The organism is Serratia sp. 506_PEND, assembly GCF_001076875.1.
Taxonomy (GTDB): Bacteria; Pseudomonadota; Gammaproteobacteria; order Enterobacterales; family Enterobacteriaceae; genus Serratia; species Serratia marcescens.
Window position 1 is genome coordinate 1 of the sequence record NZ_JVEL01000248.1, and the last position, 1,227, is coordinate 1,227.

At 54.7% G+C, this 1,227-nt stretch carries 1 protein-coding gene and 1 pseudogene; both read right to left on the reverse strand.

The annotated features are described in order from the left end of the window. Positions 1-293: tRNA-guanine transglycosylase (locus ADK28_RS06380; protein WP_048795202.1), on the reverse strand; the 293-nt coding region annotated here is incomplete at its 3' end. 532 nt (positions 294-825) lie between these two features. After that, positions 826-1,227: pseudogene (locus ADK28_RS06390) on the reverse strand (hypothetical protein); the annotation flags it as partial.

Here is a 1,227-nt window from a genome sequence, read left to right on the forward strand (position 1 = left end):
AGGCTGAACACCTGGAAACCGCCGGAGTCGGTGAGGATCGGGCCCGGCCACTGCATGAAGTCGTGCAGATCGCCGTGCAGCTTCATGATCTCCTGGCCCGGGCGCAGCCACAGGTGGAAGGTGTTGCCCAGCAGGATCTGCGCGCCGGTCTCTTTCACTTCTTCCGGCGTCATGCCCTTGACCGTGCCGTAGGTGCCGACCGGCATAAAGGCCGGGGTTTCCACCACGCCGCGGTCGAAAATCAGGCGGCCGCGGCGTGCGCGGCCATCGGTAGTTTGTAGTTCGTACTTCACAAAGCCTCCAGCATCAGAGAAACAGTCTGATGATATACAAAGGGTGCGTATTCTAAACTAACAGCCAAAGCCGCACCACAAGCCAGTCGCTACAAAGTGCGTTTGCTGATTTTTGCCTTTCATTGTTGGTTTGTGTCAGGGTTTTGGCACAAATCTGTCACACCTCCCGCCTCAATTTCTCACCACCAGCTACCATTACTGCACACCCACCAGCGGAGCAGTCAAATGGGCAGTATCACCCTCGCCGGCCGGCAGATCTTCATTCTCAACGAAAACGACAGATACCCATAACCACAGCAGAACAGCCCTCCGATGTTCGCAATCCGCGAAGACGAGGAGCAGCAGCACTGGCTATATGTGTGGCACAAGGGACGCTGGCCGCTCGTGTCAAATGTGCCGTTTCAGACTCAAGGTAAAGCCGTTGATGCGGCCATAGCGTTTAATTTTGATGTGCTTTACAAGTGATAGGTGCTGCCCCTGCCGATGTTCAACCTGACTGAACACTACGAGGCCGGCGACGGGGCAGCGGATTTTAGATAGGGTCAACGTTCACATTTTCAAGACCGGCAGTTTCCTCGACTGCTTCCGGTACTTCTTCAACCTCGCGCACAGGCATTTCCAGGCGCAGATCAATCCAACGCCCAACCGGAATATCCATCGGTTCACCGGCCACAATCGCTGCTGTGTCGATGTCAAAACGACGCTTGCTGACCTTCACATAGATTGTGCCATCCTTACCGGTGTTAGCTGCGACAAAGCACAGGCGGTTGCCGTTCACGTCCTGAGGCACTTCGATGTTCCAGCCTTCTTCCGCAAAACCTAACGCGCCGGTGACTTTGTAAACGCCAACTGAAACGCGCTCAGCTGATACTCCTTCCGCTTCTCTATTAACAGCAACGAAACCTGACAGCATAAACCCACCATCAAGATAATC